The following is a 25,033-nucleotide window of genomic DNA, read 5'->3' as shown; positions in this document are numbered from 1 at the left end:
TCGCCTCCTCTCAAGATCAGATCAAGTCACGCAAGCGGCCCGCGACGGCTCCTGCTCTGCGCTCCATGAACCAACCCAGTGTCTCCAACTCGCTGTCCAGAACGGGCCAGCTGCGTGGGACCTGCCGCAAGATCCGCGCCAGGGACATCCGATTCACATTGTCGAGCTGATCGGCGATCGCCTGCAGATCTTTTGCGAGCAGCCCGTCAGCCGGCTGGCGAAGGACGTGTGGTTCGTCGACCCGGCGGCGCAGCTCTTCCGCCTCCCATCGCCAGCCGCTCGGAGGAAAGAAGAACCCATGATCGTGGCTGTAGATGCTGTTCTGATTGGTTGTTGAGTGCAGCCACTGCTGGTCCGAGCCCCAGCACCAGTCGTGCAGGGCGAAGACGCCGGCGTGGCGAAGTTGATTGTCGTCCTCATCACGATGCCTCAGCAACGGACGTTCCTCGATCGCCGCCTCGACCTCGACGGTCCCGTGGCCGAGCCCCGCCACCAGAGTCCGCCCCGGCGCGAAATCCCAGCCTGCCCACTCCGAGCCGATGCTGATGATTGCATTCTCGCAGGTCGGTGCGCCGATCAAGCTCCCGGCCCGACCCACGACAAACTCCGTTACGAGGGCATAGTCCATGTCCTCGTTCTGCCCGGCAGGCTTTACCCACCAGCGCCGCAGATCGCTCCCGAGCCCCAGGAAAGAACCCGCCAATCCCTGATGGGAGGGCTGCAGCGCCATCCGCAAGTCAATGACGTCGGCACTCTCACGCGCACCGGCCACCAAGCCGCGCCAGGTCGATTCCGCGAGGCCATCGGTCATGGCTCCATGATGCCAGTGACATCTAGGCGCTCGTCAACCGCGTTACCTCCTTTGAGGCTGGCGGCTTCCTCGCGGAGGACGGTGTCGAGGTCGGTGCGCGGCAGGCCGAAGACCCGGTCCGTCTCCGTCGTGTCGAGGAGGAACGGGCCGTAGAACTGGTAGTCCATCTCGGCCAGCTCGCGGGCCATCGGGACGAGCAGGCCGGCGCGGCGCATCATCCAGCGGGGCATGCGGCGCAGCGGGACCTCGGGGGCGCCGGTGACGGCGAAGAAGTGGCCGGCCAGGTCGCGGATGCTCAGGCCGGTGTGGGTGGGCGCGTGCCAGGCGTTGCCCCAGGAGCGGTCGTCGCGGGCCAGGGTGACGAGGGCGGTGGCCATGTCGCCCGCGTAGGTCCAGGAGTGCGGGGCGTCGAGGTCGGCCGGCATCCAGGCGGTGCGGCCCTTGGCGACGGCCGGAGCGAGGACGGCCGAGAAGACGCCGGTGGTGCGGGCCCCGAGGTAGTCGGCGCCGCGGACTTCGACCGTGCGGATGCCGGCGGCCCGGGCGTCCTCCCACATCGCGCGGCGGATCCGGCCCTTGCGGCCTACGGCGGCCAGTGGGGTGTGCTCGGTCATGTGGCCGCCGGGCTGGGATCCGTACGCGTAGACGGGTGCGGTGATCGCGAGGACCGCGTCGTGCGCGCGGGCCGCGGCGATCATGGCGGCCGACATGGGCGGCCAGGCTTTCGGCCACGCCGTGTAGGGCGGGTTGACGCAGTTGTAGATGACGTCGGAGCCGCGGGTGAGGGTGATCAGGCGGTCCTGGTCGGCGACGTCGGCTGCGACCCGGTCGGCCGACGCCGGGCCGGAGCCGCTGCGGGTGATGACACGCACGTGCCGGTCTTGGGCGATGAGCTGCTGGGCCACGGCTGTTCCGACCGGCCCGGCACCGAGGATGACGTCCATGCCGTTCTCCTTTGTGAGCAGTGCTCTCTCATGAGAGCACCGAGCCAATGAGAAAGCAAGTGGCACACTGGCGGCATGAAGGCTGCTTCGCTGCGGGCGCGGGTCCGGGCCGAGATGACGGACGAGATCAAGGCCGTGGCGCGCCGCCACCTGAGCACTGACGGCGCGAACCTGTCGCTGCGGGCGGTCGCGCGGGACCTGGGCATGGCGTCGTCGGCCGTCTACCGCTACTTCGCCAGCCGCGACGAGCTGCTGACGGCGCTGATCATCGACGCGTACGGGTCCCTGGGCGACGCCGCCGAGGCCGCCCCCCGGGAGTGGCTCGCCGTCTGTCACGCCATTCGCGAGTGGGCCCTGGCTCACCCGCACGAGTGGGCGCTGATCTACGGCAGCCCGGTCCCGGGCTATCGGGCGCCGCGCGACACCGTTCCGGCGGCGGCCCGGGTCATCCTCGCGCTGGCCCGGATCGTCGCCGCCGCCGAGGTCGCCGAGGGCGAGCCCGTCACCGGCCCGCTGGCCGACGAGCTGCAAGCCGTGGCCGACGGCTTCGCGCCGGGCACAGCTCCGCAGGTGGTAGGGCGTGCGATGGGCGCCTGGCTGCACTGTTGCGGCGCGATCAGCGCGGAGCTCTTCGGCCAGCTGCAGGACACGGTCGAGGCCCGCCGCGACTTCTTCGAATTCCAGATGCGGGGCGCCGCCAGGTGGGTGGGTCTTACATGAGACGCATGTCGACGTGGTCGCCGCGGAAGGGGACGCCCTCGCTGAGCAACCGCGCCCGCGCCTCCTGCTCGTGACCGGGCGGGAGCCGACCGGCGCTGTTGACCACCCGGTGCCACGGGACGCCGCCGCCGTGGCGGGCCATGATGGCACCGATCAGGCGCGAGGAGTTGCGTCCGGAGCGCTCGGCCAGGGCGTCCGCCACGGCGCCGTAGGACATGACTTTGCCCTCGGGGATGCTCTCGACGAGCCTGAGGACCTCTTCGACGTACTCCTGCGGGGTCATCATCGCCACCATATGGGATCGGAAGTCGGCTCCGCCCGCCCCGGCGAGGAGAATGGGCCGGGTGCGAGATGAGGTGACCGGCGCGCGCCGGATCGTGGTGAAGGTGGGGTCGTCCTCGCTGACCACGGCCGCGGGCGGCATCGACGACCTGCGTGTCGACGCGCTGGTCGACGTCCTCGGCAAGCTGGCCGCCGACGGGCGCGAGGTGGTGCTGGTCTCCAGCGGTGCCATCGCGGCCGGGCTGGCCCCGCTGCGGCTGCGCCGGCGCCCGGCCGACCTGGCCACTCAGCAGGCGGCGGCCTCGGTGGGGCAGGGCCTGCTGATCGGGCGCTACACGGCCGGGTTCGCGCGGCACGGGCTGACCGTCGGGCAGGTGCTGCTCACCGCCGACGACGTGACCCGGCGCGCGCACTACCGCAACGCCCATCGCACGCTGCGCAAGCTGCTCGACCTGGGCGCCGTGCCGATCGTCAACGAGAACGACACGGTGGCGACCGAGGAGATCCGCTTCGGGGACAACGACCGGCTCGCCGCGCTGGTGGCCGCGCTGGTGCAGGCCGAGCTGCTGGTGCTGCTGTCGGATGTGGACGCGCTCTACACCGGCGATCCGGCCGCTGCGGCGTCGAAAAAGATCACTGATGTGCGTACGGAATCCGATCTCGAAGGCATCGCGATCGGGTCCGCCGGGCGGGCCGGGGTCGGGACCGGCGGGATGGTCACGAAGGTGGAGGCCGCTCGGATCGCGACCGGCTTCGGCATCCCGGTCGTGCTGACCGCCGCGCCGATGGCCGGGCCCGCGCTGACCGGTGACGAGGTCGGCACGCTGTTCCACGCCGCGGAGCACCGGCCCACCGCCCGACTGTTCTGGCTGGCGCACGCCACGACGCCGCGCGGGCGCCTGCACCTGGATCCCGGGGCGGTCGCCGCGGTGGTCGTCCGGCGCAAGTCGCTGCTGCCGGCGGGCATCACCGCGGTGGACGGCTCGTTCGCGGCGGGTGACCCGGTCGATCTGATCGACGCCGCCTCGGAGACACCGGTGGCGCGCGGGCTGGTCAACTACGACGCCGTGGAGCTCCCCGCGCTGCTCGGCCATTCCACCTCGGAGCTGGGCCCCGGCTACGAACGTGAGGTCGTCCACCGCGACGACATGGTTCTGCTCTGACGACGTGAGAGGGAAAGCATGAGTGTGTTGCAGCAGGCCGCCGATGCCCGGATCGCCGCGATCGAGCTCGCGGCCGCCACGCGCGCGGAGAAGGACGCCGCGCTGCTGCTGATGGCGGAGCGGCTGGTCGAGCGGGCGGAGGACATCGTCGCCGCGAACGCCGTGGACGTGGACAACGCCCGGACGGGCGGGCTGACCGACGCCATGATCGACCGGCTGACCCTGACCGCCGAGCGGGTCGCTGCCATGGCCGACGGGCTGCGACAGCTGGCCGCGCTGCCCGACCCGGTCGGCGACGTGGTCCGCGGCTCGACCCTGGCCAACGGGCTGGAGCTGCGGCAGGTCCGGGTCCCGTTCGGCGTGGTCGGCATCATCTACGAGGGCCGGCCCAACGTGACCGCGGACGCGGCCGGCATCTGCCTCAAGTCGGGCAACGCGGCGCTGCTGCGCGGCTCCGGCTCGGCGATGAGTTCCAACGCGGCGATCGTCTCGGTGCTGCGCAAGGCCGTCGCCGACGCGGGCCTGCCCGCCGACACCATCCAGCTGCTCGACGCGAGCAGCCGCGACTCGGTCAAGGAGCTCATGCGCGCCCGCGGCCTGGTCGACGTGCTGATCCCGCGCGGCGGGGCGTCCCTGATCAAGACCGTGGTCGAGGAGTCGACCGTGCCGGTGATCGAGACCGGCGTCGGGAATTGCCACGTGTACGTGGACGAGGCCGCCGACCTCGAGAAGGCCCTCGCGGTGGTGCTCAACTCCAAGACCCAGCGACTGTCCACGTGCAACACGGCCGAGTCGCTGCTGGTCCACGCGGAGCTGGTCGACACGTTCCTGCCGCTCGTGGTCGAGGAGCTGATCAACGCGGGCGTGACGGTGCACGGCGACCCGCGCGTGGCCCAGCTGAGCGGCGTCGTCCCGGCGACTGACGAGGATTGGGGGCGGGAGTACCTGTCAGCGGACATCTCGGTGGCCGTGGTCGACTCGCTGGACGACGCGCTCGACCACATCCGCACGTACGGGACCGGGCACACCGAGGCGATCGTCAGCGAGAGCATCGCGGCCACCCGTCGCTTCGCCGCCCGGGTCGACGCCGCCGCCGTGATGATCAACGCGTCGACGCGGTTCACCGACGGCGGCGAGTTCGGCTTCGGCGCCGAGATCGGGATCAGCACGCAGAAGCTGCACGCGCGCGGGCCGATGGGGCTGCCCGAGCTGACCTCCACCAAGTACGTGGTGACGGGCAACGGTCACACGCGTTAGCGACACGCCCGGATGGCGGTGAGGGTCGTGTTGACGTCGAAGATGGGGCCTTCGTCGCTGTCCCAGCCGCCGTCCGTACGCTGCGTCTCCGCCAGCCGCTTGCGCGCGCTCCGCAGCAGCCAGTCGTCGCCGAGGTTGACGCGTCGCAGGGCCGCCGCCATGCCCGCGAGGTCGGCCGGGGACATGTCGCCGAGCCGGTCGCCCAGGACCAGCTGCACCCGCGCCGACTCGTAGAAGAACTGCTGCTCGTGCAGGAGCCCCGCCGCGTGCCAGCCGGCCGCCAGGAAGGACGGCCACGTGTTGTCCGAGCGCAGCTGGGAGACCACGAACCGGGCGGCGGCGCCCAGCTCCTTCGCGTAGCGGGGCGGGGCCTCGTGGTGCGGGTGCTCCTCGACGTCGGCCACGGTCAGCCAGAAGCCGGCCACCGCGGTCTGGTAGAACGTGGCCTCCGGGTCGCCGGGCACGGCCCACACCGGCGCCACGTCGGCGAGCGACTCGTCCTCCTGCCAGGTGCCGTCCTCGCGTTGCACCGAGGCGAGCCAGGCGAGGGCCTTCTCGACGGGTGGCCCCTGGAGGCCACCGAGATCGTCCAGCTCGGCGAGGCGGAAGCAGGTGGCGTCGATCGAGGGCACGGAGCCGTCGCCCGCCGCGGGCCAGCCGCCGGCCTCCGTCTGGCCGCTCTCCATGCGCTGCAGCACGGCCTCCGGCGGGTGCGCACCCGCGCGCAGCCACGACAAGCGCGCCCGCTCCACCGGATCGCCGTGCGCCACGACGTACCCGATCGCGGCATCCATATCGACCACGACCGAGACGCTACCGCGCGGATGATGTTCGCGCCGCTGCTCAGCGGCACTTAAGAAGGGCGACCCGCCCCCAAAGGGACGAGCCGCCCACAAGTTGGCACCTCGAATGGGTGACGATCAGTACGACGGCAGCGACGGGTCCACGGTGTTGACCCACGACACGATGCCGCCCTGCACGTGCACCGCGTCCTTGAAGCCGGCCTGCTTGAGGGCGGCCAGGGCCTCGGCCGAGCGGACGCCCGACTTGCAGTGCAGCACGATCTGGCGGTCCTGCGGGAAGCGGGACAGCGCCTCGCCGGAGAGGATCTCGCCCTTGGGGATCAGCGTGGCGCCCGGGATCGACACGATCTCCCACTCGGCGGGCTCACGGACGTCGACCAGGAACAGGTCCTTGCCCGAGTCCTGCCACTCCTTGAGCTCCTTGGCCGTGATCGTGGCGTTGAGGGTCGCCTCCTGCGCCTCGGTCGAGACCGCGCCGCAGAAGTCCTCGTAGTCCTCGAGCAGGTCGGTGACCGTCGGGTTCTCGCCGCAGAGCGCGCAGTTCGGGTCCTTGCGGACCTTGATCTTGCGGTATTCCATCTCCAGGGCGTCGTAGACCATCAGCTTGCCGACCAGCGGCTCGCCGATGCCCGTGAGGAGCTTGATGGCCTCGTTGACCTGGATCGAGCCGATCGACGCGCAGAGCACGCCGAGGACGCCGCCCTCGGCGCAGCTCGGGACCATGCCGGGCGGCGGGGGCTCCGGGTAGAGGCAGCGGTAGCAGGGACCGTGCTCCTCCCAGAACACGGACGCCTGACCGTCGAAGCGGTAGATCGAGCCCCACACGTACGGCTTGCCGAGCAGCACCGCGGCGTCGTTGACCATGTAACGCGTCGCGAAGTTGTCCGTGCCGTCGACGATCAGGTCGTATTGGCTGAAAATTTCCTTGACGTTGTCCACGTCGAGGGCGGTGTTGTGGATGACCACCTGCACCAGCGGGTTGATCTCGGCGATGCTCGCCGCGGCGGACTCGGCCTTGGGCCGGCCGACGTCGGAGACGCCGTGGATGATCTGGCGCTGCAGGTTGGACTCGTCGACGGTGTCGAAGTCGACGATGCCGAGCGTGCCCACGCCCGCGGCGGCCAGATAGAGCAGCGCGGGCGAGCCGAGACCACCGGCGCCGACGACGAGCACCCTGGAATTCTTGAGCCGCTTCTGCCCGTCCATGCCGACGTCAGGAATGATCAGGTGACGGGAGTAGCGCTGGATCTCGTCGATCGACAGCGAGTCGGCCGGCTCGACGAGCGGGGGCAGTGACACGGTGAACTCCCCGGGTTGACGGTAAGGTGCGCACCCATTGTTGCTCGGTGACCGCCGGATTTTCCATGACGAGGAACACCGGCCCGACATGCGGGACGGGGAATGCGCCGTCAGCTCACCGGGTTGCCGGCATACCGCTTGCCGTCGAGATAGGGCCAGGCGTTCGCCACGCAACCCTTGAGGCCGTACGTCTGCTGCATCATCACCGGCGCCGGCTCGCCCTTGCCGGGGCAGGCCTCGTGCGCGTGGCCCAGCTGGTGGCCCACCTCGTGATTGATCGCGTACGCCCGGTAGACCTCGAGCGGCGCGTCGTAGTCCGGGACGGCGTCCTGCCAGCGGGCCAGGTTGATGACGACCTGGCCCGGCAGCCGGCACGAGCTGAAGTCGCCGGTCGTCAGGCCGCCGGTCGCGCACATCTTGTCGGTCGTCTGCACCGAGGCCAGATAGATCGTGAACTCCGAGGCGGCGGTCTGCGGCACGCGCTGCAGCCGGAACTGGCGGGCGGCGATCCAGCTGCGCGGGTCCCCGAGCACCCGGTCGATCTCGTCGCCGAACTCGCCGCCGTTGCCCTGCCCGATCCGGTTCTCCACGGCGACCTTGAAGCGGCGCAGCGTGCCCGTGGTGCCGAGCACCGGGCCGTACCCGCTGACGAAGGTGAAGCCGGTCGCGCTCATGTTGGCCGGCGCCTTGGTCGGCGGCTGGTCGACGGCGTCGGGCGGGATGCCCCCGGCGGCCGGCTTGGTGGCCGCCGCCGCACTGGCCGCCGCGCTGGGCCGGGCCGGTGCCGCCGCGCCGGGCTGAGCGGTCACGACCGGGCTGCCGGACGGCTTGGTCTCGTCGTCGTGATTGCGCAAAATCTGCCCGGCCACCAGCACGATCACCGCCAGCAGCAGGAAGATGAGCACGGCCGCCTGCCGCCGCTTCTTGTCCATCCGCCGGGCGGCCGGCGCCGTGTCCGCGTCCGTCTCCTCCGGCGGCACGGGCGGCGGCGGGATGATCATCGGTCCCGCGGGCGGGATCGCGGACATGGGCACGGTGGGTGCGCTGCCGGGCCACATTTGTTCCGTACGCCCGGAGCCCGCCCCCACCCCGAACGGCGCACCGGCCGGCGGCAAAACCGGGTCGGCCATCGGCGGCACGGCCGGCATCACCTCGGTGGGCGCGTCGGGTGCCGCCACGGTGGCGGTGGGCGCTTCCGCGGTCTGGACAGTGACCTCGGCCGGGCCTGTCGTCTGCACTGTCACAGCCGGCGCGCCCGGGGCCTGGATCGTGACGGCGGGCGTTTCGGGCTGCTCGACCGCCGGCGCCTTGGCCGCGCTCGAACGGCGGGAGGTGCGGCGGGTCGGGCCCGCGGTGACCAGCACGGGTTCGTCCTCGGCCGGGGCTTCGGCCACCGTGGACGCTTTCGCGGCGGCGGTCTTGGGCGCCGGCGAAACCGCTGCGGCGTCGGCGGTCTTGGGCGCGACTGCTGCGGCGGTCTTGGGCGCCGGGGAGACCGCTGCGGCGTCGGCCTTGCCCGCAGCGTACGCCTCGGCGACCTCGCCGGCGGAGACCGCGGCCGGTTCCGCTGCTTTGCGGGCTCGGGTGCGGGCCGGGGTTCGCTTCGCCGCCGTGCCGTCCCCGGGTTCGGGGGTGGCCTTGGCGGCGGCTGCCTTGGCGGGCGTGGCCTTCGCGGTCTTCGCGGGGGTGGCCTTCGCCGTCTTGGCGGGGGTGGCCTTGGTGGCGGCCGTCTTCGCGGGCGTCGCCTTGGCGGCCGCCGTTCTCGCCGTCTTCTCGGGCGTGGCCTTGGCCACCGTCGTTCTCGCCGTCTTTTCGGGCGTGGCCTTGGCCGCCGTCGTCTTCGCCGGGGCCGCCTTCGCCGCCGTCGCCTTGACCGGGGTCGCTTTCGCCGCGGTGGCCTTCGTCGCGGTCGTCTTGGTCGCGGTCGCCTTGGTGGCCGCCGCTTTCGTCGCCGCCACCTTGGTCGCCGCCACCTTGGTCGCCGCCGCTTTCGTGGCCGCCACCTTCGTCGCCGCGGTCTTGGCCGGCGTGGCCTTGGCGGCAGTCGCCCGGGAGGCCGTGCGCTTCACCGGCGCGGCCTTCACCGGCACGGCATCAGCCGGGATCGTCGCCGTCGTGGGCTCCCGCACGGGCAGTTCCTCGTCGGCGGTCCGAGGCACTGGGGAGCCTTTTGTCACCTTTGCCATAACAAACGCCAGAGTGCCAGAGGCGGCGGCTCGTCACAGGCGTTTCGCGAGACCACCTCAGAACCATCGACTCCCAGGTGATGCCGCCCCGGCCGAACCGCCCCCACCGGCTGGGCCGAAGGGCGTGAGCAGGCAGGATCGGGGGCTGGGAGGCGTACGCGAAAGGGGCGGGAGGCATCGGTCAGAGGGCGGGGCCGCGCAGCGTCCGGCCGTCCTCGCGGGGCCAGGCGTAGGGCGTGCAGCCCCGCAGCGTCAGGGTCTGCTGCACCATGACCGGCGCCGGCCCGCCCCGCCGCGGGCAGCCCTCGTGGTGCCGGCCGAGCTCGTGCCCGACCTCGTGGTTGATCACGTACTGGCGGTAGACGGCGAGCGACACCTTCGCGGCCACGTAGGTCGGCGCCGAGAGCCGCCACCGGTCGAGGTTGATGACGGCCCGGCCGGTCGTCCGGCACGACGTGTACGGGCGCCCGCCGACCGTGATGTCGACGCCACCGTTCGCGCACATGCGGCCCGCCGTGGTGCGCGTGGCGAGGTACACGGTGAAGCCGGCGGCCGTGGTGACCGGGACGCGCTGGAGGCGTACCTGTCCCGTCCCGGCCCAGCTGCGCGGGTCGCCGAGCGTGGCCTCGACCGCGGCGGCGAACGCGCGGACGTTCTCGCCACTGCCGTCTTCGACGGCCACTCGGAAGCGGCGGAGCGTACCCCGGGTGCCGAAGATTTTGCTCGTTCCCGGCGCATGGGTGAAGGTGCCCGAGCCCTGGGTGGGCACCTTGCCGGGCAGCGAGAGCGGGTCCGCAGGCGTTCGTCCCGCGCTCTTCGTCGGACGGGGCTCTTCGATCTTCGTTGGACGCGGCTTTTGTGAGGCGACGGGCGTGGCGGACGTCACCGACCACACGCGCGGGAGGAGGAGGGCGCCGGCGACCAGCACGACCCCGGCGAGCAGCGTGGCGGGCAGCCAGCGGCGGCCGGGCGCGGGTGTCGGGGACTCGGCCATCGCCCTCACCCTGCCACAATGATCCCTCTCACACGGTGGCTGTGGGCGCCTTGCCCCGCACCTCGTCGAGCAGGCCGAGGATGCCGCGGGCCACCAGGCGCGGCACCTCCATCTGGGCGACGTGGCCGACGCCGGGCAGGAGCAGCAGCCGGCTGTCCGGAATCGCCCGCGCCACCTGAGCCGGCACGCGCGAGTCGACGAGCGTGTCGCGCATCCCGCCGATCACGAGGGTGGGCACGGTCACGCGGGCGGCCAGCCGCCACTGCGAGTTCGCCCCCGGCAGGTACGCCCGGAGGAAGCTCGAGACCAGGCCGCGCAGCGTTCCCATGTACGCCTTCGGGTAGTGCTCGACCGTGTAACGCAGCCGGATCTCCTCCGTCGCCTCGGCCCGCCGCTGGTCGCTGACCTTGGCCGTGTCGCCGAAGCAGGCGCGGATCACCTGGTCGGCGACCTCCTCGACGGTCATCCGGCCCAGGCCCCACGCATAGACGAGGTCGGCCCGGGGCAGGGCGAGCAGCGGGAGCAACGGGCCCTGCGCGGTGCGCCGGGGGTTGAGGAACGGCATCGCCGGGCTGATCAGGCTGAGGGTGCGCACCAGGTCGGGGCGGAGGGCGGCCACGCGTACGGCGATGGAGCCCCCGAGCGAGTTGCCCACCAGATGGACCGGGCCGCGGTCCGCGTACTCCAGATAGGCGATGAGCCCCGCAGCGAAGGCCGGCACCGAGTAGCGCCGCGTCGGATCGCTGTAGCCGAAGCCGGGCAGGTCCACGGCCTGGCCGTCGAGGCGGTCGGCCAGCAGCCCGGCGACGTCCGTCCAGTTCTGCGAGGAGCCGCCGAGCCCGTGCACATAGACCGCGGGCTCCGCCGAGGGCGCGGTGCCGGGGGTGTCGCGCACGTGCAGCATCGCGCCGCCGACCTGGATCTTGCGAGCCGGCCACGGCGGCGGAACGGCACCGTCCGGCGGGAGGGCCTCGTCGGCCGCTAGTTGTGCACCCTTCATCAGGACAAGAGTGCCTCAAGCCTCCGGTTGACCGCCGCGAGTGTGGCGCGCACCATGGCGTCCCGGTCGTCGCCGGTGACCACGGCCGAGCCCGCGAGCTGCTCGACCCAGCCGTCGGTGGCGAGCAGCACGACTGCCACCGCCACCTGGATGGACCCGAAGGGTACGACCGCCGCGTGCTCGACATAGCATTTGGCCGGCCCCTCGACGTGCATCGAGTGGCCGAGCAACTGGTCGACGGCGTGCGCGGTGGCCGTGGCACAGAGCCGCAGCAGGTAGCCGTCGAAGGCCGGACCGGTGGCCTCCCCCGCGGCGATCCGGCCGCCCACGGTCAGGCGCACGGACACGGTGGCCTCCGTGCCGAACGTGTTGACCTGCACGTTCTCGATCATGATGCGCGGGCCGGGGCGGTCGCCGGGCTCGAGCAGCGGCCGCGGGCTCTCACCGGCCGGGTTGCGCTGGGGCAGCGTACGGCCGGCCGGGTTGGGCTGCGCCGGCACGAACGGGGCATAGCCCGCGCCGGACTGATAGGTGCCCGCTGTCGGGAACGACGCCGGGTTCGCGCCGGGCCGGGTGACCGACGGCGGCGCGGAGGCGGGCGCCGGGCCCGGACGCAGCGGAGCCGGCGACACCGACCGGGATGCCGGGGTCGCCGGGGCCCCCGTGCTCGCCGGCGGCGCGGACCTGGGTGCCGCCGCAGCCGGCGGGGCCGACCGGGGCGCGGGTGACGGCGGGGCCGATCGAGGCGCGGGCGACGGCGGGCCGGACCGGGGCGCGGGTCCGGGCGGAGCCGAGCGCGGCGCCGGTGCGGGCGGCATGCCACCCAGCGGCGCGGCGCCCTGCATGGCGGCGTCGAGGCCCATGCGGTCCTGCAGCAGGCGGGCGACCTGGCGGCTCACCTCGGCCGGGTCGGCGCCCTCGGCGAGGTCGAGGCGCAGGCTGTTCGCCCCGGCGGGCGTGGTGCGCAGGGCGGCGTCGCGGACCCCGGGCACCTCGCGGACGGCCTCCAGGATCGCTTTGACGTCGAAGCCCTCCTGCCGCTCGTGCGACTCGAGCGCGTCGTCGCGGCGCAGGTGCGTGGCGATGCGCGCCAGCGCGGGGGTCTCGGCCGAGGGCTCCACGGACGGCGGCTCCGGGACGGTGGGCACGTCCGGCCGGGCCGGGACGCGCTGGGGCAACGCGGGGGTCTGCTCACCCGTGCTGCCGGCCCCGGGGTCACCGGGGCGGGCGGGGAACGCCGGCTCGTAGGGCAGCCGGCGCGGGAAGCTGGAGGGATCGTACGACGGGCGGCCGGGGCCCTGATCACCGGAGCGGGCGTCGTCGGCCGGGGCGACCTGCGGCAGGCCTTCCATCGGCGTCGGCTGGGCGTGCCGGGCGGCGTCGGGGCTCCCCCACGGGCGCGGGGCCGATCGGGACGGGCGCTCCGCGGGGAAGGCCATCCGGGTGTCGCGGCGGGAGTCGTCCAGATCACCCTCGTACGGGTAGGGCGGCGCGCTGGCCGACGCGGCGGCCCGGGGCTCCTCGCCGCGCAGCAGCTCGGGCGAGAGCGGATCGGGGCGGCCGGGCTCGTCGGCGGGTGGCAGCGGGGAGAGCAGGTCGTCGTAGCGGACGCGGCTCTCCTGCCAGCGCGGGGTGCCGCCCCCGGCTCTGTCTGCCCTCTCCGCGCGGGTGCCTCCTTCGGCCCCGACCGGCGCCGGGGAGGAGGGGCGGGCGGCGGGCGAGCCCGGCATCGGCCCGGTCAGCGGCACCGGGGAGACCGGCGCGGCGCCCGGACGCTCGTGCGGCTGGCTCTGCCGCTCGTTCTGCGGCCCCGGCTGGTAAGGACCTCCGGCCGCGCGCTCGGACTGCGGCGACGGCTGGAAGTTGTGCGGCGGCGGGGGCACGGCATAGGCGCGGAGGTCGCTCGGCGACGAGTCGGTGGTCAGGGAACGCTCCCGGGTGTAGGGACGGATCTCGGTGGCCGGGCGGCGCCACGACGGGAGGTCGTTCTCCGCCTTCTCCGCGTCGAGCGCGCTGCCGGCGGACCACGGGCTCTCCCGTGGGGCCCAGCCGTTCACCAGGGCACGGTCGTGCGACTCGGCACCGGTACCGCCTTCCGCGGTACCTCCGTCACCGTTCTGCCCTGTTTCGTCCACACCACGCTCCTCGCTTGCCCCGTGCTGAGGCTACCGTGTTGTGGCAGTGGCGATAAGTTGCAGCGTTGCGACTTTTGCCCGCCCGGACGCGACCATCGCCGAACCGGGCAGCCGCGTCGGCCCGCGCGGCGCGGAGACGAGCTCGGAGGTTGGTAGACATGACCGCTGCGTCCGGCGGAGCCCAGACGGCGGGGCGCCCGACGCGCCTGCCGCGCTCCGCGCGCCGTAAGCAACTGCTTGCCGCCGCGCAGCAGATCTTCGTGGCTCAGGGCTACCACGCCGCCGCCATGGACGAGATCGCCGAGCGGGCGGGCGTCTCCAAGCCCGTGCTCTACCAGCACTTCCCGGGCAAGCTCGAGCTCTATCTCGCCCTGCTGGACACGCACTGCGACGCGATAATCGCCAAGGTACGCGGCGCGATGCTGGCCACGCCGGACAACAAGGAGCGGGTCAAGGGCGCCACCCGGGCCTACTTCGACTTCGTCGACCACGAGAGCGAGGCGTTCCGGCTCGTCTTCGAGTCCGACCTGCGCAACGATCCGCAGGTCCGCGAGCGGGTCGAGCGGGTCGAGCAGGGCTGCATCGCCGCCGTCACGGACACCGTGGTGTCGGACACAGGGCTGAGCCAGGCCAACGCCGAGCTGATCGCCTCCGGCCTGGTCGGGGCCGCGGGCCAGGCCGCGCAATACTGGCTGGCCACCGGGCGGCAGACCCCCAAGGACGAGGCGGAGTCGCTGGTCGCGGCCCTGATCTGGCGCGGCATCGCCAGCTTCCCGCTGCAGGGTGAGTCAACGCCGGGAACGCCTGCGGAAATCGGCTAGCCTTCACTTCGTACAGACTGCTGAGAGGGAGGGACCCGTGGAGGTCAAGATCGGCGTGCAGTACGCCGCGCGCGAGCTGGTGCTGGAGAGCGCGCAGACGCCGGCCGAGGTCGAGCAGCTCGTGACCGAGGCGATGGCCAAGGAGAGCGTCCTGACCCTGACCGACGAGAAGGGCCGCAAGGTGATCGTGCCGACCGCCAAGCTGGCCTACGTGGAGATCGCCGAGAGCTCCAACCGCCCGTTCGGCTTCACCACGCGCTGAGCTGGTCTTTCGGGGGGCGGGCCACGCCCGTCACCCGGGACGCCGGGACCTGGATCGTCCGGGTCCCGGCGTTCGCGCTATCTGAGTCTTTTCACATCTCGCCGCTTGACCGCCTTTTGCCGGGCGCCGGAGCATATGGCCCGGCAATTGCTCCGGGGCAGGTCGCGGGCATTGTCCCCTTTGCGCCAGGGGTGGGAAATCTCTCCGTCGGGTAGACTTGCTGCGTCGCCGCCCACATCGATCCTTCAGCTGGTCTGCTTCAGGCCTCTGGACCCTTCCCCTGGCTGGACTCCTCAGCTGGTTTCGCCGCGGCGACGCGCGTGCGGCCCGCGAGCCCTTTCTCGCGTGTGGCCCGCGCCCTACCCAGATCGCGCCCAGGAATTCGACGGGCGCACCACGAGAGGCACCCGTAGGACTTCATGACCGACATCGACACCAACGAGACAGAACCCGCCCTGGTCCCGGCGCTGACCCGCGCCCCCGTCCGCACCGACAGCCCCACCTTCGCTGAGCTGGGCGTCCGCGCGGAGACGGTGGAGGCGCTGGCCGCCGCCGGGATCACCAGGGCCTTCGCGATCCAGGAATATGCTCTCCCGATCGCGCTGCGCGGCACCGACCTCATCGGCCAGGCGCCCACCGGCACCGGCAAGACCCTCGGCTTCGGCCTGCCCCTGCTCGAGCGGATCACGTCGCCCGGCGAGGGCGCCGACGGCAAGCCCCAGGCGCTCATCGTCGTCCCGACCCGCGAGCTGGGCCTGCAGGTCGCCCGCGACCTGGCCGCGGCCGGCGCCACGCGCGGCGTGCGCGTGCTGCCCATCTACGGCGGCGTCGCGTACGAGCCGCAGGTCGACGTCCTCAAGAAGGGCGTCGAGATCCTGGTCGGCACCCCCGGCCGCCTGCTCGACCTCGCCAAGCAGAAGCAGCTCAAGCTCGACTCCATCAAGGCCCTCGTGCTCGACGAGGCCGACCGGATGCTCGACCTGGGCTTCCTCGAAGACGTCGAGAAGATCCTCGCCATGCTCCCCGAGCAGCGGCAGACCATGCTCTTCTCGGCGACCATGCCCGACCCGATCGTCGCGCTGTCCCGGCGCTTCCTGCGCCACCCGGTGACGATCCACGCCGGCCACACCGCCGAGAGCGCCGCGTCGCCGCTGACCAAGCAGGTCGTCTACCGCACCCACCCGCTCAACAAGGTGGAGATGGTGGCGCGCATCCTGCAGGCGCACGGCCGCGGCCTCACCATGATCTTCACGCGTACGAAGCGAGCCGCCGACCGCGTCGCCGAGGACCTCGACTTCCGGGGCTTCGCCGTGGCGGCCGTGCACGGTGACCTCGGCCAGGGTGCCCGTGAGCGCGCCCTCCGCGCCTTCCGCAGCGGCAAGATCGACGTCCTCGTCGCCACCGACGTCGCCGCCCGCGGCCTCGACGTCTCCGGTGTGACGCACGTCATCAACTACGACTGCCCCGAGGACCCGGAAACCTACACCCACCGCATCGGCCGCACCGGCCGCGCGGGGGCCACGGGCGTCGCCGTGACGTTCGTGGACTGGGAGGACATGCCCCGCTGGGCCCTCATCGACAAGTCGCTGGGCCTCAACGCCCCGCAGCCGCCGGAGACCTACCACACCTCGCCGGCGCTCTACTCCGACCTCGACATCCCGACGGACATCTCGGGCACCCTGCCGACCGCCGAGCGCAACCGCGCCGGCCTCGCGGCCGAGGTCGAGGAGGACCTGGGCGGCACCCGCCGGCGCGGCCGCGGTGACCGTGACCGTGACCGTGACCGCGGGGAGAGTGGCCGCCCGCCGCGCTCGCGCAGCCGGTCCCGGGGTCGCTCGGGCGACGAGTCCGCTTCCGGCTCCGACTCCGGATCGGGTGCGGACTCCGGCTCGGGTCCGGGCTCCGAGGCTGAGGACGCTCCGGCTCGCGCCCCGCGCAGCCGGCGCCGCCGCAAGCTGGTGACCGGCGCGGACGAGGCCGTCACCGCCGAATCGTCGGCTGCCTCCTCTTCTTCCTCGTCGGGCGCGGCGCCTTCCGCTTCCTCCCTGGATGCGGCGCCCTCGCCCTCCACTTCCTCTTCCGCGGACGTGGCGTCTTCCACCTCGGCACCGTCGTCGGATTCCGCCGAGGCGGGCGACTCGGCGGAGGCCGGCACCAAGCCGCGTCGCCGCCGTCGCCGCAGCCCCCGGGGCGCGAGCGACGACGCCGGGTTCGAGGCCGCTGCCACCGGCGAGATGAGCGGCGGTTCCGAGGCTGGCGCCGGGACGGGCTCCGAGGACTGATCCTCGACGTGACAAGGGCGCTCCGCCGGTCGGCGGGGCGCCCTTTCGCATGCTCCTGCCTTTTCGGCGGGGTTCTCAGTGCGCGGCTCTCAGTGCGCGGCTCTCGGCGCGCGGCCCTCAGTGCGCGCGGCCCTCAGTGCGCGCGGCCCTCAGTGCGCGCGGCCCTCAGTGCGCGCGGCTCTCAGTGCGCGCGGCTCTCAGTGCGCGCGGCCCTCAGTGCGCGCGGCCCTCAGTGCGCGCGGCCCTCAGTGGCTGGGCTCGATGCCCAGGGCGGCGCAGGCTTCCTGGTACATCCGCACGGCCTCCATCCGGATCTGCCGCCGCTCGGTGACCCGCTCGGAGAAGGGAATGCGCACAGGCACGGCGATTCCGTTCACCGTCGCCTCGAAGTCCATCCCGTCGGCGTCCATCCCGGACATCCGGGCGGCGCTGGCGGCCCCGACCCCGCCGAGCCCGCGCACGATCAGCACGTTGTCCTCGGCGTGGTCGTCGTTCATGTGCCGTGCGACCTGGTCGACGACGTCAGGCGGAAAAGTCATGGTCAGCCTTCCTGGGCCCAGCGCTCTTTGAGCTCGGCGAGCACGGCGATGTTCAGCCGGTAGGCCTCTGTGACCTCGGCCAGGAACAGGTCTTCCTCGGCGGGCGTGAACCCGGTCTCGTCCAGCAGCTCGCGATAACGGGTGCGGAAGGCTGGCGGTTTGACCCCGTCGAAGACGAAGAAGCGATGCCCGTCACCCGCCAGCCCGTACGCCCGGGCGATGGCCGGACCCAGGAACTGACCGCCGGAGAGGTCGCCGAGGTACCGCGTGTAGTGATGCGCGATGTACGCCCAGGGCTGGTCGAAGGCCACCGCCTGCAGCCGCGCCCTGTACTCGGCAGTCGCCGCCAGCAACCCCACGGGCCGCGCGGTGTCCGGGACGCCGGCGCCCAGGTGCAGCAGGTCGGCACTCAACGCCGGCAGCCGCGTCAACTCCGGAAACACGAACCGCCCGGCGACCGGGTCCGTGGCCATCGCCCCGGCGGCCCGCTCCAGGGCTTCGTAGATGTACCAGTGCTGGGTGGCCAGATCCGCGTACGCCTCGCGCGGCAAGGTCCCCGCCGCGAGCCGGTCGAGAAAGCCACTGCCCTGCGCGGCGTCGTGATCGGGACGGGTCCCGGTCCGCAGCCGGACGGACAGCCGCTCAGTGGGAGGGTCGGCCAGGGTCATCGCAGCACCTCCATGCTTGGTTAGGGGAGCCTAACAAACGCAACCCCGAATGGAGATCCACAAATTTGCCCCTGAACGGCCCTCCCCTCCTCCCCGACGGCACTCAACCCCTCCCCCAGCGACGGCGACGGGCGACGGGCGACGGCGACGGCGGGCGACGGCGACGGCGGGCGACGGCGACGGCGGGCGACGGCGACGGCGGGCGACGGCGACGGCGACGGCGGGCGACGGCGGGCGACGGCGACGGCGGGCGACGGCGACGGCGGGCGACGGCGACGGCGGGCGACGGCGACGGGCGATGAGACAAGGCGACTGGGCGACGAGGCGAAGGGGCGACGGCGATCAACGACCCGTCCGACAAGGGCGGCCAACGCCTCCTCGCACCGCGGTCACCGTCTTGCCGCGACGGCGACCAACGCCTCTCCCACGACGCTCAGGCCGCTATTCCACAATGGTCGTGAAGGCAGCGGTGTGCACCTTCCCGGCAACCTGATAGTCGAAGAACATCCGGTACCGGCCGGGCCCCGGCGCCGCCAGCCAGAACTTGACGGCCCCGTCGACCAGCGCGGGCTCCGGGTGCACATGCACATAGCCGACGTCACCCTCCCGGAGGACGACCAGATGGCCGTACGCCCCGAGGTAAGGCTGCAGCGCGACGGACCCGCCACTCTGGTCACGTACCGTCATGATGATCGGCTGCGTGGCCGCGGTGCTGGCCGTGCCCTCATAGCTCACCGTGAACCCGTCGCCAGTCGCCTCGGTAGCCGGCGCAGGCAGTGCCACCGGCGCGTAGTTTCCGGCCGCCGTCAGGTCGACACCGAGCGTGGCCGGCGTCTGCTGCCCACCCACGACAGCCGTGAAGTCGGCGATCGCCCGGTAACTACCCGGCGCCGCGAGCGTCAGGTCGATGGACCACGTTCCGTCCGGCGCCATCGTCGGGTGCAAGTGCTGAAAACCACTGAGATCCCGGCGTACGACCACCAGGTGCAACGGCTTGTCATGCACGATCGAGTACGTCGTCACCGGCGCCCCACCCGCAGCGGCAACCTTGAATGAAAAAGCTTGACTCCGGCCGGCCACGAACGAGGTGCTCGCCGGCTCAAGAGTGAGCCCACTCGCCGTGACGGCAAGCCCGCCCACCGACTGCGCCGCCGTAGACGTCGAGCCGGCGACCTGAGTGACCGTCCCATCCGTGTTGTGCACATGCGGCGCCGCCCCGGTGTCGTCATGCGGGGCCGCCGATGCCATCCCCGCCATGTCATGACCGGCCGGTCCGGTGACAGCCGGCGTGGCGGCGTTCTCCACCGAGTTGTTGAGCCGTCCGATCCCGTACCCGGCGAACAGCACCACCACGATCAACGCCCCGAACATCGCCAGCCGGAAAGCAGCACTCCGCTCCCGCACCTCGCCCGGCGCCCCACCGCCACTCAGCCCGATCTCCACCGGCTCACCATCGCCCGGCCCACCCCCGCCAGGCTTGACCCCGGCAGGCCCGGCCGGTTCGACTGTCGAAGCAGCGGACCGGGCGCCCGCCGACTCAGCGACCGCAGCGGATTCGCTGTCGGCGGTCGAGGCTACGGCCGGCACGGCGCTGACCTGCTCGGCGCTGGCAGGCTCGGCGCTCGCGAGACTGACCTGCTCGGCGTTCGCGGGTTCGGTGGGCGCGGAGCTGGCCTGCTCGGCGTTCGCGGGCACGGTGTTCGCGGACTCGATGTTCTCGGGGCTGGCCTGTTCGGCGTTCGCGGGCACGGTGTTCGCAGACTCGATGTTCTCGGGGCTGGCCTGCTCGGCGTCGGCGGGCTCGGTGTGCGCGGACCGGTCACGCATCGGCGAGCTCGTACCCGGCCTCGTCCACCGCGGCTCGGACCTCCTCGGCGGGCAGCGGCTCGGCGCTGGTCACCGTGACGGCGCCGCTGCCGAGGTCGACCTGGACGTCCGCGACGCCCGGCAGCCCGGAGAGCTCGCTGGTGACGGCCTGGACGCAGTGCGCGCAGGTCATGCCGGTGACGGTGTAGGTGCTGGTGACGGCCATGGCTGGCGCTTCCTTCCCTCGGACTTTCCCATTGTTTCGCAGCGGCGTCCGTGACGGCACGTCGGACATCCGTCGATATCGAGCGGCGCGGATCAGCACCGGACCCGTCAGGAACGGATCAACCGGGCGATCGCGTCCGACGCCTCTTTGACCTTGGCGCTCGGGTCCCCGGCCCGCGCGGCATCCACCACGCAGTGCGCGAGATGGTCCTCCAGCAGCCCGACAGCAACCGCCTGCAGCGCACTCTTGGCGGCCGAAATCTGAGTGAGAACATCGATGCAGTACGTGTCCTCGTCGACCATCCGCTGCAGCCCCCGGATCTGCCCCTCGATCCGCCGCAACCGGCCGAGCAAGGCAGCCTTGTCCCCCGAGTAGCCGTGCGGACCATGGTGCTCGTGCTCGCTGCTCATGCCCCGAGCATACCCCCCACCCGTATCGCCACTCGCCCCGCCGCCTCACCGCTCTGCGTCGCTTAAGTCCGATTTGTTTCGTTATGTGACCGTGCCCCACTCCCTCCCACTCCACGTCGCCGCGACCGCCCTCATGACCGCCGCCATGCTGCCGGCGCCCGCCGCCGCGCACCCCACCCAGACAGCCGCCGCTCCGGCGCCCGCGCTCGCCGCCCTGGCCCCTGAGCGCGCCGCAGCCCACACAGCTCTCGCCACCGCAGCCTTGGCGCCCGCCGCAGCGCCCGCGCCCGCCGCACTCCCAGTCCTCGACCGCCGCAAGGACCGCCCGACCGCCTCGGACCTCAACAAGCGCATCACCGCCGCGGCCCGTCAGCTCGAGGTGGTCGTCGAGCACTACAACAACTCTCGCGACGACTTCCGCACGACCCGGCTGCGCATCCAGCAGCTCAACGCCCGCCTCGGCCCCCTGACCCGGGAGCTGAGGCGGCGGCAAGCAGTCATGGACGCACTGCTCTCGCGCACCTATCAACGCACGCGCTCCGGGCCGACGGTCGCCCTCTTCACCGCGGACGACCCGCACCAGTTCGTCGACGGTCTCCTCGTCCTGCACCACCTCGCCGCCGAGGAGCGCCAAGCCGCCGAGGAACTGCGCGCCGCACGCATCACGGTGAACAGCACCCGGACCGCCCTCACCGAACTGGCCGCCCGGCAACAGCGCCAGCAAAGTCAGCTCGCCCTGCGCAAGGCCGTGATCGAGGGCGAGGTCACCACCCTCAAGCAGCTCCGCATGCTCGCCTACGCGGGCCGCTCGCGTTACCCCGGGCAGGGCGACATTCCCGTCCCCGAATACGTCGCCGGGCCCGCCGGTGACGTCGTCGCCTTCGCCTTCGCCCAGCTCGGCAAGCCCTACATCTGGGGCGCGGACGGCCCCGGCTCCTACGACTGCTCGGGGCTGACCCTCGCGGCCTGGCGCACGGCCGGTCGTTCGCTGCCTCACAACGCCGCCCGCCAGTACGCCACGATGGCCCACCTGAGCCGGCGCGACCTGCGTCCGGGCGATCTCGTCTTCTTCTACAGCCCGGTCAGTCACGTCGGCGTCTACATCGGAGGCGGCAAGATGATCCACGCGCCGGAGTTCGGCGAGAACATCCGTGTCGCCAGTATCGATACTCAGCCCATTCATGGTTTCGGCCGCCCCTGAACGTCGTCGTCCGTCAGCCGGCCACGGCCAAGGCCAGTGGGAGCACCCCCGGCGCGCCGGCCTGGCGAAGGGCCCGGCCGGCGATCGTCATCGTCCAGCCGGAGTCGACCAGGTCGTCCACCAGCAGCACAGGGCCGTCCAGCCGCGCCAGCTCCTCCGCCAGGTCGGGCGGCACCGTGAACGAGTCGTGCAGAGCGAGAACCCGCTGCGCACTGTTGCCCCGCGGGCCGTCGTCCTGGCGCGGGCGGGTGACGACTGTGCCGATCAGCGGAAGGCGGCCCACCCGGGCGATGTGGGCGGCGAGGCTGCCGACCAGCTCGGGGCGCCGGTGAGAGCCCATCGCGACCACGGCGGCGGGCCGTTGCTCCCACGCGTCGTCCCCGTGAGCCCAGGACTTGAGCACTTCGACGACGGCGCTCGCGACCGCGTCCGGGATGGAGGTGTCGGGAACCTCCGGGGACACCAGCTCGCGCAGGCGACCGCCCCAGCCGAGGTCCGACAGCCGTCCCACGGCCCGGCCCGGCAGGATCTGCTCACCCGGCGGGATCTTGCCCTTGATCGAGACACCGACGGCGGGCAACCCGCTGGGCCACAACTTCTTCGGGGCGATCTCCACCCCGGCCCGGCCCAGGAAGGCACCGGCCGCCGCCAGCGCTTCCGCCGACACCTCGGGACCGTACAGCGGGTCGGCGCAGCGGTCGCAGCGCCCGCAGGGACGCGCCTCCGGGTCGTCGAGACAGCGCCGCAGGAACTCCATGCGGCACTCGGTCGTGGCCGCATAGTCGATCATGGTCTGCTGCTCGGCCGTGCGTGCCTCCGCGACCCGGCGCAGGCGAGCACCGTCGTAGGTCCACGGCTCCCCGGTCGCCGTCCAACCGCCCCGGGTACGCCGGACGGCGCCGTCGACGTCGAGCACCTTGAGCATCAGCTCCAGCCGGGCGCGACGCAGATCGACCATGGGCTCGAGCGCCTGCGTCGAGATCGGACGGTCGGGCGCCAGCGCGCTCAGCACCGTGCGCACCTGCTCCTCCGGCGGGAACGCGAGCGAGGCGAAGTAGCGCCAGATCGCGGCGTCCTCCCGGCCCGGGAGCAGGATCACCTCGGCATGATCGACAGCCCGGCCCGCGCGGCCGACCTGTTGGTAGTAGGCGATCGGCGACGGCGGTGCCCCGAGATGCACCACGAAGCCGAGGTCGGGCTTGTCGAAGCCCATGCCGAGCGCCGACGTGGCGACCAGCGCCTTGATCTTGTTGTCGAGCAGGTCCTGCTCCGCGGCGCGACGGTCGGCGTCCTCGACCTGGCCCGTGTAGGAAGCCACCGCGAAGCCGCGCGAGCGCAGGAACTCGGCCGTCTCCGTGGCGGCCGCCACGGTCAGCGTGTAGATGATGCCGGAGCCCGGAAGCCGGTCGAGGTGATCGGCGAGCCAGGCCAGCCGGTGCACCGGGTCGGGCAGGTCGAGCGCCGCGAGGCGCAGGGAGTCACGCTCGAGCGACCCGCGCAGGACCAGCGCGTCACCGAGCTGGTCGGCGACGTCGGCGGTCACCCGCGCGTTGGCGGTCGCGGTGGTGGCAAGCACCGGGGTACGCCCCGGCAGCCCCTCGAGGAACGTGCGCAACCGCCGGTAGTCGGGGCGGAAGTCGTGTCCCCAGTCCGAGACACAGTGCGCCTCGTCCACCACGAGCAGGCCGGTGCTCGCCGCCAGCCCGGGCAGCACGTTGTCGCGGAAGTCCGGATTGTTGAGCCGCTCGGGACTGATCAGCAACACATCGACCGTGCCGGCCTGGATCTCGGCGGTGATCTCGTCCCACTCGTCGAGGTTGGCCGAGTTGATCGTGCGGGCGCTGATGCCCGCCCGGGCCGCCGCCTCCACCTGGTTGCGCATGAGGGCGAGCAGAGGTGACACGATGACTGTCGGCCCGGCCGGTGGCTCGTCCGCCTCCGCCGTGATGCCGTCGCGCAGGAGCGCTGTGGCGACGAAGTAGACCGCCGACTTGCCCCATCCCGTGCGCTGCACGCAGAGCACCCGGCGCCGGTCGACGACCAGGGCCTCGATCGCCCGCCACTGGTCCTCGCGCAGCACCGCGTGCTCGCCGGCCAACCGGCGCAGAACTTCCTCGGCGCACTCGCGGACGGCTACCCGCTCGGCGTCGCTGACTGGTTCTCGGTTCATCTCGGCCACGCCGCATGTCTATCAGCCAGGGCCGACGAAAATCGGGTTGTCCACAGGCTCCGGCGTTATCCACAGGGGCGATCCGGATCACTTTGACCGGACGTGGCGACGGTGGCACCTTGGACGGCGTCCGGATGGTTCGCCTACCTTGACAACTTCACAGCGACGGGCCTCAACGCCCCAGCACGGACCCGCCGTTGACGTTGATGATCTGGCCCGTGACATAGGTGCCGCCCGGGCCGGCCAGCCATCGCACGGCCTCGGCGATGTCTGAGGGCTCGCCGGGGCGCTTGATGAGGTTCGCGTCGACCCGGCGGCGGTGGCCCTCCTCGGTCATGCGGCCGTCGAAGAACTCGCTGTCCGTCACATACCCGGGCGCGATGACGTTCGCCGTGATGCCGTCGGGGCCGAACTGGGCGGCGAGGTCGAACATCAGGCCGTGCAGGGCCGCCTTGGCCGCCGAATAGGGGCCGCCTCCGCCGCGCTGGGCGGCGATCGAGCTGACCAGGATGAGCCGGGCACCCGGCCGGCGCAGCCGCGGGCGCAGGGCCTCGGTCATGAGCACGGCGGACGTGACGTTCGAGTCGAAGGCGGCGTGCCAGCGCGCCTTGAGATCGGCCAGCGTGGCGTCGTCGCCGGAGATGAAGGCACCGGCGTTGTTGAAGAGGACGTCCACCTCGCGGCCGCCCACCGCGTCGACGACCGCGGGCACCTGATCCGGATCCGAGCAGTCGGCGACGACCGCGGACGCCTGCGGACCGATCCACTTGACCGCGTCGTCGAGCACCTCGGGACGGCGCCCGACGATGATCACGTCGTAGCCCTCCCCCGCCAGCATGCCGGCCGTGGCCCGCCCGATGCCCGTCCCGCCCCCACTGACCACCGCAAGCCTCGCCATGCCGCCGACTCTATCGTCGTGCGCCGGAGTCAGCCGGCGGAGAGCCAGTGACAGCCGCCCGCGGCGCCGAAGACAACCGCCCGCGAAGCCTGCGGCGGGCCGACCGCGGAACCGGGACAACCGACCGTTGCGCGCGCGAGAGGCCGACTGCGGCGT

The 25,033-nt window shown here is 72.3% G+C and carries 23 protein-coding genes; 7 read left to right on the top strand and 16 right to left on the bottom strand.

The genetic code is table 11. The features are described 5' to 3' along the window. Positions 1-16: 16 nt before the first annotated feature. On the bottom strand, positions 17-811 hold the full coding sequence (locus RAN62_RS19245) for a hypothetical protein (protein ID WP_305786072.1): 795 nt from the start codon (positions 809-811) through the stop codon (positions 17-19). Continuing rightward, entirely contained in the window at positions 808-1,755 is a 948-nt protein-coding gene (locus tag RAN62_RS19240; protein ID WP_305786071.1) for an NAD-dependent epimerase/dehydratase family protein, read from the bottom strand. Before RAN62_RS19240 ends, RAN62_RS19245 begins: the two co-directional genes overlap by 4 nt. 75 nt (positions 1,756-1,830) lie before the next feature. On the opposite strand from RAN62_RS19240, the gene RAN62_RS19235 reads away from it, so the two are divergent. Further along, complete coding sequence (locus RAN62_RS19235; protein ID WP_305786070.1) at positions 1,831-2,475, top strand: TetR/AcrR family transcriptional regulator; 645 nt, start codon at positions 1,831-1,833, stop codon at positions 2,473-2,475. Here the strand turns inward: RAN62_RS19235 and RAN62_RS19230 are convergent. Continuing rightward, positions 2,468-2,758 (bottom strand): MGMT family protein, encoded by a 291-nt coding sequence (locus RAN62_RS19230; protein WP_305786069.1) that lies wholly within the window; start codon positions 2,756-2,758, stop codon positions 2,468-2,470. The two genes, RAN62_RS19235 and RAN62_RS19230, sit on opposite strands and share 8 nt — an antisense overlap. Positions 2,759-2,819: 61 nt before the next feature. On the opposite strand from RAN62_RS19230, the gene proB reads away from it, so the two are divergent. Both proB and RAN62_RS19220 read left to right on the top strand, forming a co-directional pair. Further along, positions 2,820-3,920, top strand: a complete 1,101-nt coding sequence (gene proB / locus RAN62_RS19225; protein ID WP_305786068.1) for a glutamate 5-kinase — start codon at positions 2,820-2,822, stop codon at positions 3,918-3,920. Between the two features lie 18 nt (positions 3,921-3,938). Beyond that, on the top strand, positions 3,939-5,177 hold the full coding sequence (locus tag RAN62_RS19220; protein ID WP_305786067.1) for a glutamate-5-semialdehyde dehydrogenase: 1,239 nt from the start codon (positions 3,939-3,941) through the stop codon (positions 5,175-5,177). Here the strand turns inward: RAN62_RS19220 and RAN62_RS19215 are convergent. From RAN62_RS19215 to RAN62_RS19190, 6 genes are all read right to left on the bottom strand, one after another. Continuing rightward, positions 5,174-5,980: a prenyltransferase/squalene oxidase repeat-containing protein gene (locus RAN62_RS19215; RefSeq protein ID WP_305786066.1), complete on the bottom strand. Its 807-nt coding sequence runs from the start codon at positions 5,978-5,980 to the stop codon at positions 5,174-5,176. The two genes, RAN62_RS19220 and RAN62_RS19215, sit on opposite strands and share 4 nt — an antisense overlap. Before the next feature lie 117 nt (positions 5,981-6,097). Next, positions 6,098-7,279 carry an adenylyltransferase/sulfurtransferase MoeZ gene (gene moeZ, locus RAN62_RS19210; RefSeq protein WP_305786065.1) on the bottom strand — a complete coding sequence of 394 codons (1,182 nt, stop codon included), beginning with the start codon at positions 7,277-7,279 and terminating at the stop codon, positions 6,098-6,100. A gap of 110 nt (positions 7,280-7,389) precedes the next feature. Next, complete coding sequence (locus tag RAN62_RS19205; protein ID WP_305786064.1) at positions 7,390-9,408, bottom strand: DUF3152 domain-containing protein; 2,019 nt, start codon at positions 9,406-9,408, stop codon at positions 7,390-7,392. A 238-nt stretch (positions 9,409-9,646) separates the two neighbouring features. After that, positions 9,647-10,459 carry a DUF3152 domain-containing protein gene (locus tag RAN62_RS19200; RefSeq protein WP_305786063.1) on the bottom strand — a complete coding sequence of 271 codons (813 nt, stop codon included), beginning with the start codon at positions 10,457-10,459 and terminating at the stop codon, positions 9,647-9,649. Positions 10,460-10,487: 28 nt separating this feature from the next. Next, positions 10,488-11,459, bottom strand: a complete 972-nt coding sequence (locus tag RAN62_RS19195) for an alpha/beta fold hydrolase (protein WP_305786062.1) — start codon at positions 11,457-11,459, stop codon at positions 10,488-10,490. Beyond that, entirely contained in the window at positions 11,459-13,516 is a 2,058-nt protein-coding gene (locus RAN62_RS19190) for a Daple (RefSeq protein WP_305786061.1), read from the bottom strand. The genes RAN62_RS19195 and RAN62_RS19190 overlap by 1 nt, the downstream gene beginning before the upstream one ends. 236 nt (positions 13,517-13,752) lie before the next feature. Between RAN62_RS19190 and RAN62_RS19185 the strand changes: the two genes are divergently transcribed. The 3 genes from RAN62_RS19185 to RAN62_RS19175 all read left to right on the top strand — a co-directional run bounded on the left by RAN62_RS19185 (position 13,753) and on the right by RAN62_RS19175 (position 16,959). Then, positions 13,753-14,415 (top strand): TetR/AcrR family transcriptional regulator, encoded by a 663-nt coding sequence (locus RAN62_RS19185; RefSeq protein WP_305786060.1) that lies wholly within the window; start codon positions 13,753-13,755, stop codon positions 14,413-14,415. A gap of 37 nt (positions 14,416-14,452) precedes the next feature. Beyond that, positions 14,453-14,677 (top strand): DUF3107 domain-containing protein, encoded by a 225-nt coding sequence (locus RAN62_RS19180; RefSeq protein ID WP_305786059.1) that lies wholly within the window; start codon positions 14,453-14,455, stop codon positions 14,675-14,677. A gap of 419 nt (positions 14,678-15,096) precedes the next feature. Further along, positions 15,097-16,959 (top strand): DEAD/DEAH box helicase, encoded by a 1,863-nt coding sequence (locus RAN62_RS19175; protein ID WP_305786058.1) that lies wholly within the window; start codon positions 15,097-15,099, stop codon positions 16,957-16,959. A gap of 245 nt (positions 16,960-17,204) precedes the next feature. Here the strand turns inward: RAN62_RS19175 and RAN62_RS19170 are convergent, their stop codons facing one another. The 5 genes from RAN62_RS19170 to RAN62_RS19150 form a co-directional block, all read right to left on the bottom strand. Further along, positions 17,205-17,498 (bottom strand): DUF2470 domain-containing protein, encoded by a 294-nt coding sequence (locus RAN62_RS19170; protein ID WP_305786057.1) that lies wholly within the window; start codon positions 17,496-17,498, stop codon positions 17,205-17,207. Between the two features lie 2 nt (positions 17,499-17,500). Further along, positions 17,501-18,166: a biliverdin-producing heme oxygenase gene (locus RAN62_RS19165; RefSeq protein ID WP_305786056.1), complete on the bottom strand. Its 666-nt coding sequence runs from the start codon at positions 18,164-18,166 to the stop codon at positions 17,501-17,503. A gap of 441 nt (positions 18,167-18,607) precedes the next feature. Further along, entirely contained in the window at positions 18,608-19,993 is a 1,386-nt protein-coding gene (locus tag RAN62_RS19160) for a DUF8832 domain-containing protein (protein ID WP_305786055.1), read from the bottom strand. Continuing rightward, on the bottom strand, positions 19,986-20,198 hold the full coding sequence (locus RAN62_RS19155) for a heavy-metal-associated domain-containing protein (protein ID WP_305786054.1): 213 nt from the start codon (positions 20,196-20,198) through the stop codon (positions 19,986-19,988). The genes RAN62_RS19160 and RAN62_RS19155 overlap by 8 nt, the downstream gene beginning before the upstream one ends. A gap of 107 nt (positions 20,199-20,305) precedes the next feature. Next, positions 20,306-20,608, bottom strand: a complete 303-nt coding sequence (locus RAN62_RS19150) for a metal-sensitive transcriptional regulator (protein ID WP_305786053.1) — start codon at positions 20,606-20,608, stop codon at positions 20,306-20,308. Positions 20,609-20,693: 85 nt separating this feature from the next. Here RAN62_RS19150 and RAN62_RS19145 point away from each other — a divergent pair, with 85 nt between their 5' ends. After that, positions 20,694-21,809, top strand: a complete 1,116-nt coding sequence (locus tag RAN62_RS19145) for a C40 family peptidase (RefSeq protein ID WP_305786052.1) — start codon at positions 20,694-20,696, stop codon at positions 21,807-21,809. Positions 21,810-21,822: 13 nt separating this feature from the next. Here the strand turns inward: RAN62_RS19145 and RAN62_RS19140 are convergent, their stop codons facing one another. After that, on the bottom strand, positions 21,823-23,979 hold the full coding sequence (locus RAN62_RS19140; protein WP_305786051.1) for a RecQ family ATP-dependent DNA helicase: 2,157 nt from the start codon (positions 23,977-23,979) through the stop codon (positions 21,823-21,825). Between the two features lie 172 nt (positions 23,980-24,151). Beyond that, on the bottom strand, positions 24,152-24,877 hold the full coding sequence (locus RAN62_RS19135; protein WP_305786050.1) for an SDR family NAD(P)-dependent oxidoreductase: 726 nt from the start codon (positions 24,875-24,877) through the stop codon (positions 24,152-24,154). Positions 24,878-25,033 lie beyond the last annotated feature (156 nt).

Source organism: Symbioplanes lichenis, from assembly GCF_030709675.1.
Taxonomy (GTDB): Bacteria; Actinomycetota; Actinomycetes; order Mycobacteriales; family Micromonosporaceae; genus Actinoplanes; species Actinoplanes lichenis.
This window is presented reverse-complemented; position numbering and strand designations above follow the sequence as displayed.